The sequence below is a fragment of the Vibrio sp. V42_P2S4T144 genome, from assembly GCF_009904715.1.
GTDB lineage: Bacteria > Pseudomonadota > Gammaproteobacteria > Enterobacterales > Vibrionaceae > Vibrio > Vibrio alginolyticus.
In genome coordinates, this window is the sequence record NZ_WXWS01000254.1 from 1 (window position 1) to 6,849 (window position 6,849).

Annotated in this window: 7 protein-coding genes and 1 tRNA gene; 3 read left to right on the forward strand and 5 right to left on the reverse strand. The window is 43.0% G+C overall.

The genetic code is table 11. The annotated features are described in order from the left end of the window. Together ushA and ybaK are read left to right on the forward strand one after the other, a co-directional pair. Positions 1-1,647: bifunctional UDP-sugar hydrolase/5'-nucleotidase UshA (ushA, locus tag CAG68_RS08835; RefSeq protein WP_161441015.1), on the forward strand; the 1,647-nt coding region annotated here is incomplete at its 5' end. Between the two features lie 102 nt (positions 1,648-1,749). Continuing rightward, positions 1,750-2,223 carry a Cys-tRNA(Pro) deacylase gene (ybaK, locus tag CAG68_RS08840; protein ID WP_054575475.1) on the forward strand — a complete coding sequence of 158 codons (474 nt, stop codon included), beginning with the start codon at positions 1,750-1,752 and terminating at the stop codon, positions 2,221-2,223. A gap of 64 nt (positions 2,224-2,287) precedes the next feature. On the opposite strand, the gene rluF is transcribed toward ybaK, so the two are convergent. The 3 genes from rluF to CAG68_RS08855 form a co-directional block, all read right to left on the reverse strand. Then, a complete protein-coding gene (rluF, locus tag CAG68_RS08845; protein WP_054575474.1) occupies positions 2,288-3,445 on the reverse strand; it encodes a 23S rRNA pseudouridine(2604) synthase RluF in 1,158 nt (385 codons plus the stop codon). A 94-nt stretch (positions 3,446-3,539) separates the two neighbouring features. Then, positions 3,540-4,121: a DNA endonuclease SmrA gene (gene smrA, locus CAG68_RS08850; RefSeq protein ID WP_005382233.1), complete on the reverse strand. Its 582-nt coding sequence runs from the start codon at positions 4,119-4,121 to the stop codon at positions 3,540-3,542. Between the two features lie 132 nt (positions 4,122-4,253). Beyond that, positions 4,254-4,394 carry a DUF3149 domain-containing protein gene (locus CAG68_RS08855; protein WP_005382236.1) on the reverse strand — a complete coding sequence of 47 codons (141 nt, stop codon included), beginning with the start codon at positions 4,392-4,394 and terminating at the stop codon, positions 4,254-4,256. 259 nt (positions 4,395-4,653) lie between these two features. Here CAG68_RS08855 and CAG68_RS08860 point away from each other — a divergent pair. After that, positions 4,654-4,730 (forward strand) — tRNA-Pro (locus CAG68_RS08860). A 321-nt stretch (positions 4,731-5,051) separates the two neighbouring features. On the opposite strand, the gene CAG68_RS08865 is transcribed toward CAG68_RS08860, so the two are convergent. Next, complete coding sequence (locus tag CAG68_RS08865) at positions 5,052-5,435, reverse strand: hypothetical protein (protein WP_372009610.1); 384 nt, start codon at positions 5,433-5,435, stop codon at positions 5,052-5,054. 137 nt (positions 5,436-5,572) lie between these two features. Continuing rightward, positions 5,573-6,445, reverse strand: a complete 873-nt coding sequence (locus CAG68_RS08870; protein WP_025768953.1) for a TraB/GumN family protein — start codon at positions 6,443-6,445, stop codon at positions 5,573-5,575. Between the last annotated feature and the right edge of the window lie 404 nt (positions 6,446-6,849).

A 6,849-nucleotide genomic window follows, 5' to 3' on the forward strand; every position in this document is an offset into this window, starting at 1 on the left:
GCCGCTATCTTGGCCTCGTTAGCTGGGTGTGCTACGCAACCTGCACCAGAATGGAATGCCGATACAACCTATAAATTGACCGTGTTGCACACTAACGATCATCATGGTCGCTTTTGGCAAAATCGATACGGTGAATATGGCATGGCGGCGCGTAAAACGTTAATCGATGATTTGCGCGAAGAAATACAGGATGAGGGGGGCAGCGTGTTACTGCTTTCTGGTGGTGACATCAACACAGGAGTACCTGAGTCTGATTTACAAGATGCCGAGCCGGATTTTAAAGGCATGAGCAAAATTGGTTACGATGCGATGGCTCTAGGTAATCATGAGTTTGATAATCCATTGGACGTGCTATTCAAGCAGCAAGAGTGGGCAAACTTTCCGATGTTGTCTGCCAATATTTACGATAAAAATACTGGCAAGCGTTTATTTCAACCATACGCGATGTTTAACAAGCAAGGCATTAAAATTGCGGTCATTGGTCTTACAACCGAAGACACTGCGAAACTTGGCAACCCTGAATTCATTGAACAAATTGACTTCCGTGACCCAAAAGAAGAAGCCAAGAAGTTGATTGCAGAACTGAAAGAGACAGAGTATCCAGATCTGATTTTTGCTGTCACGCATATGGGACACTATGAAAATGGTAATAGAGGCATCAATGCTCCTGGCGATGTGGCGTTAGCTCGTTATTTGAATGACGGCGATCTCGACATGATCGTTGGAGGACACTCACAAGAACCTGTGTGCATGGAAGGTCCAAACGTTATCAAAAAGAACTTTAAACCAGGTGATGAATGTCAGCCCGATAAACAAAATGGTACCTTTATTGTTCAGGCACATGAGTGGGGGAAATATGTGGGACGCGCCGACTACGAGTTTCGTAATGGCGAACTCTCGATGGTGAGCTACGATCTGATCCCTGTAAACTTGAAAAAGAAAGTTAAAGTTGATGGTCAGTCACAACGAGTCTTTATCCAAGAAGAGATTAAACAAGACGAAATGATGCTTGAGTTTCTTCGTCCTTATCAAGAAAAAGGTCAGGGCAAGCTAAACGTGAAGATTGCAGAATCTAACGGTAAGCTTGAGGGTGACCGCAATGTGGTTCGTTACCAGCAAACAAACTTAGGTCGATTAATTGCAACGGCTCACATGGAACGTGCGAAAGCAGATTTCGCCGTAATGAATTCTGGTGGTGTTCGAGATTCGATTGCTGCGGGTGATATTACTTATAAAGACGTGCTCACTGTTCAGCCATTTGGCAATATGGTTTCTTACGTTGATATGACGGGTAAAGAGGTATTAGATTATCTAAATGTCGTTGCAACTAAGCCTGTTGACTCTGGTGCTTATGCACAGTTTGCCGGCATTGCGATGAGTATCAATAATGGTGAGGTAACCAATGTGTTTATTGGTAATAAGCAACTTCGCTTAGATGGTAATTACCGCTTTACCGTACCAAGCTACAATGCTGCTGGTGGTGATGGTTACCCTAAAATCGACGATCATCCAGGGTATGTAAGTACAGGTTTTACCGATGCTGAAGTTTTGAAGGATTATTTAGAAACACACAGCCCTATTGATGTTAATGAGTATGCCCCTTCAGGTGAAATCACGTATTTAGTTGATACGGCGATTGATCAGTAACCCAACAGAGAAAAAGCGATTGACTCAAACTCGCTGATATCATTAACTAAAAGCGCAGATCCAATTCAGTCTGCGCTTTTTGTTTTTATGAGGAGAATCTTGATGACTCCGGCCATTAGTCTTGCGAAAAAGAAAAAAATTCCACACACCATCCATCAATATGAGCACGATCCTAGAGCCGATAGTTATGGTTTAGAAGCTGCTGAAGTGCTAGGACAGGATCCGAAAACAGTATTTAAAACCTTGTTGTTCTGCTTGAACGGGGAGCCAAAGAACCTTGCGGTTGCGATTATCCCTGTTGATCAAAAGCTGAACCTAAAACTGGCAGCGAAAGCAGCGAAGGGCAAAAAGGCCGATATGGCTGATCCGGAAATCGCGCAAAAGACCACAGGTTATGTCGTTGGTGGAATTAGCCCACTAGGGCAGAAGAAAGCCTTACCTACTTTTTTGCACGAAAGCGCAGCAGAGCAAGACACAATCTGTGTGAGTGCTGGTAAACGTGGTTTAGAAATTGAGTTAGCCCCGAGAGATTTGCTGAGCTTAACTCGCGGTCAGTTTGCACCTCTTTGTTTGTAAACTCATGACAAATAAAAAGGACGCTCATGAGCGTCCTTTTTTGATCTTGCCTGTCAGTTAAGCGTTACTTCTTCAGACTCAATGTACCACCAGTGCGTTTAGCTGGTTTACTTGGTTTCGCGGCATTTGGGTTCATGTAATGCTGCTTGGGCTTACTCGGTGATTGAGGCTTGTTTGCTGAATGCGTATTGCTCGATGCATCTGGTTTACGGTGCGATTTACCATGCTCGCCTTGCGGTCTGCTGCGTTCACCTTGTGATTTCGCTTTGTAATGTTCTTTAGCTGGACGTCCGCCTTCATCATCACGCTGACGACGCTTTTGTTGACCTTTTTTCGAGTTTGGTGCATGACGGAATTCATCAGCATTGTTACCGCGGAAAGTTCGTGTCTTCTGGTTACGACGAGCAGTAGAATCTTGGTTTTCTTCACGGCTATCAAACAGCTTCGCGTCGGTCGCTTTACGAATGTTGCGACCTCTAGAGTCTGTTTTTGATGCTTCTTCTGTACCTACCGAGCCTTCACACATTGCTAGGATCTCTGCCACTTCTTCGTCACTTAGATAACGCCATTTCCCATTGGGAATACCATCAAGAGAGATATTCATGATGCGTACGCGACGCAGCTTGAATACTTCATAGCCCAGCGCTTCACACATGCGACGGATCTGACGGTTAAGTCCTTGAGTGAGCACAATACGGAAAGAGAATTTAGTTTCTTTCGTTACCTTACAAGGTAGGGTGACTGTGTCGAGAATCTTAACGCCACTCGACATCTGTTTGAGAAACTCGCCTGTAATTGGCTTGTCCACGCGTACGACGTACTCTTTTTCGTGGCTGTTGCCTGCGCGAAGGATTTTGTTCACGATGTCGCCATCGTTGGTCAAAAAGATCAGACCATCAGAGGGTTTGTCTAAGCGGCCGATCGGAAAGATACGTTTTTGGTGGCCGATGAAATCAACGATGTTTCCAGGGACGTCTCTCTCAGTTGTACAGGTGATGCCTGTTGGTTTATTGAGAGCGATATAAATCGGCTTCTCTTTTGCTGCCACTGGCTTACCATCCACACAAACATCATCACCAGGTAGCACTTTTGTCCCCATTTCAGGTTTGTTGCCATTAATGGTGACACGGCCTTGCTCAATCAGTCTGTCTGCTTCACGGCGTGAGCAAAACCCCGTTTCACTGATGAATTTATTTAATCGTTTAGCGTTGTCTTGTGACATTTTTGTCTCCTAACGTTTCACAACGGCGAATGAAGCTCCCTTCCTTTAAGGGGAAGGAAGAATAAGGGCGGGCATTCTAGCATTAGGGTGAAATTTAGCCTAACCGTTTTTGGTGACGTTCGCGGGTTTCTAATTTCTTTTCCGCACTTTTTCTAAGTAGGACGTAAACGGCTCCAGTTCCACCGTGAAAGCGTTGCGCACTATGGACGCATTGGACTTCCTTTATTTGTCGTAGCCAACTGCTAACAAAGCTTTTCATCATTGCAGGTGGATTTGAGCGTTCTCCTCGACCATGGACGATAACGACCGTTCTAATGTCCATTGATAGGCATTGCTTTAAAAACGTCACGACTTCATCACGTGCTTCTTTCAATGTTTTACGGTGCAAATCCAAGCGAGCTTGGATTGGATACTTACCAAGGCGAAGTTTGCGGTAAACCCCGTCCTGTACACCATCACGTTTGAACTCAACAAAGTCCTCTGGCTTGAGCATTTCAGCGTGATCAAGTGATAGGTATTCTGGGTCATCTTCCGTTAACCAGATTGCTGCTTCGCGTTTTGCGAGCTGTGCTTCTGTTACTTGGTGTACTTTTTTGTGTTCGGTGGTGTCTTGAGTGATTGGCTTTACATCGCCCATCATCTGTTGAAATAGATCAAAATCGTCGTCGTGAGACATAGCAGTAATCTCATTAAGAACAGGGAAGAATAATAGGATTATATCAATGAGTGGTGCATTGAGATCAAATAAAAAACCGGAGTAGGCAAGTAACCGACTCCGGTGCAAAGCGTTTCTAGAGCTAAGCGAGATCTAGTGAGGAGATTTGTCGTTCATGATCTTGTATATGAAGAAACCGCCGTAAAATAACATCAGACCAATTGCCCCAAAAATTACTATCATTGACGATAGACCCACTGCATTACCAAATAGGAGATCAAGCCAAAAGTCCATACGTTTCCTCCAAGATGTTCCCGACAGGAATAAACTAAATGGCGGTGTCTTGTTGCACACTGATCTGGATCAATTATGTTGCTAAGGTTAATAAACTGTATTTTGTTGTGAGTTATCAGTCACATTTTACGTGCTAGTGTTCAGTTATTCATCAAACGAATTAAGACCTAAGGTTTTTTTGTAAAAAGCACTTGCGCCACAGTTCAGAATCCGTAATATACGCATTCGTTGACGGGGACAATTCCTCAGTTAAACATCTCGGTGAATAGCGCAGCTTGGTAGCGCATCTGGTTTGGGACCAGAGGGTCGGGGGTTCGAATCCCTCTTCACCGACCATATTGAGAAAAAGGCTCTACAGAAATGTAGAGCCTTTTTCGTATTTGGTGATATTTATTTGGAACCAGAGGATCGGGGTCTGGAATGCCAGTCCTCTGGAAGCCTAGTCGCGTCGAATCCCTACTTCACCGATCACTTTTAGAAAGCCTGCTCAATGAGCAGGCTTTCGTCGTTTTTGGCGCTAGTAATTTTAGACTTCAATAGTATCGAATCAAATTGGGGTTCGCCTGATGTTCGAATATGGCACTTCACCGACACGTATTGAGAGGAAGGCTCTACAGAAATGTAGGGCCTTTTCATTTTTTAGAGCGAGTAAATTTATTACTTGATGTCACACGAGATAGTATTGATAGGAGTTTCAGAAGTAGTGAAACAGACATAAGCGGTCTTTGGGTGATTTGGACCAATCTTGACGTAACCCGCTTTTAAATCGTCTTCATCAAACGTTACTGAGTGAGATTTGCTTGTATTTCCATCATAGTAAACCGCTTCAAAGCCTTGGTTCATCATATGTGCAACGCGATTTCGAGTGTGGGCTGTTGAAAACGTGATGTTCGCGCAACGCATCATTGGTTTTTCGGTAATAAGAAATTGACCACTCTCTTTATCTAAAACACCGCCTTTTACTTCCGGAGTTATATCAATAGCTTGAAAAGATTCTACGTTGCATGGCGGTTTAGCATAAGACAACGAAGAAGTGAGCATAATTCCCATCGTGTATAGGAATAAATATTTAAATTTCATATGAGTTGTTTTGTATCCACTTAGCTTAACGGCGTTTTATAAGAAAGTTTGAATGAATTTTAAATGGTTGTATTTAAATGGCATTTTTCAAACAATTACTAGATATCACAATTTGCTTGGCGCGTCTTACCCAGTGGTTTGATGTTAAATCCCCGATTTTTAAGCAGTTCAATCAGGTTATCTTTACCTACTAAATGCAAGCCACCAACAACAACGGTGTAGCGACCCGATTGTTGAGGTAGAACACTGCCAGTGTCGAGTTTTTTAGCCCAATCTCGATTACGCTCGTATAAAAAGGCTTGGTTAAACTCTTCTGTTGTATGATCGGTCAAAGAGGCTTCGACCAACATGCTACCATCACCACTCTTCCAACTCTCTATCAAGCATTGAACCAACTCTTCTCCGCCATCATATTCTTCAATTGATGAGAGAAGTATCTCTTTACCGCCTTCTGATTGACCTGCGATTAAATCGATTTGGAATTGCACGGACTCTAGTGGAATGACCGGGATTTGCTTTTTATCAGCGAGTCCTATTAAGTGCATGTCGACCCCTTTATCAGAGACATACCCCAGTTTGTTGACTAAAGCGAGTTGGATGGTGAATGCGGCCATCCAAGGTGGGGAATTTAGGAGTTGAGTTTCTGGCAAACCTAAATCTTGGGCAATTTCAATTAAGTGGCGACGTTGAGCTCTGTCTAAAACATCTTTAGAAAGAATGGTTGTTTGTGGGTAAACCAAGCCTTCAGAATTCCTGACGTCTGCTTCAATAATCAACCCTGCGCTTTGGCTTAAATGCTGGATGACCGTTCTAGGGAGTGGGTACATCGTTTTATCCCCCACATGTACCGAGCCAATAATCATAAGTTCGGTTTCCCCTTTTTTTGCTAACCAATGCTGTGGCTCTGCATAAGATGAAAAAGGAGTCAAAGTAACAAGTAGAGATGATATGAGCGTCAAGAGACGAAGCATAGAATGGTCCTCAGATAAGATACCTTTAAACTTTATACGCAAAATAGCGTGAGGTTAAGTGCAATTTCTCCAGTGGGGTATTCGACAAAATCGTCATTTCTAAAAATATTGACGAGTTTTGACGACGAATAAATGAGAGTCACTTCACGAAAGGTAAATAGGTAATTCGCTTACTAATGGCTCACAAAATAATTAGGCGTGATCCAAATCTTACAAAATCAGTCGTAACTCATGAATATAAGTGACCTAGATCGCAGCAAACTCGTCAAAACAAGTTGTTCGATTTTGACGTGTATTGTAACTCCATGAAAGTTAGGTTTTTATTATTTTTCTGAGTGTCATTTTTTGAACTGGATCACTTCCTATTTCTATTTATTTTACGCTTAGAAATAACAGGTTGTATG

Coding starts and splice junctions, on each gene's coding strand:
- rluF (WP_054575474.1), bottom strand. CDS start 3,445: ATGTCACAAGACAACGCTAAACGATTAAATAAATTCATCAGTGAAACG.
- CAG68_RS08865 (WP_372009610.1), bottom strand. CDS start 5,435: ATGCTCACTTCTTCGTTGTCTTATGCTAAACCGCCATGCAACGTAGAA.
- ybaK (WP_054575475.1), top strand. CDS start 1,750: ATGACTCCGGCCATTAGTCTTGCGAAAAAGAAAAAAATTCCACACACC.
- smrA (WP_005382233.1), bottom strand. CDS start 4,121: ATGTCTCACGACGACGATTTTGATCTATTTCAACAGATGATGGGCGAT.
- CAG68_RS08870 (WP_025768953.1), bottom strand. CDS start 6,445: ATGCTTCGTCTCTTGACGCTCATATCATCTCTACTTGTTACTTTGACT.
- CAG68_RS08855 (WP_005382236.1), bottom strand. CDS start 4,394: ATGGACTTTTGGCTTGATCTCCTATTTGGTAATGCAGTGGGTCTATCG.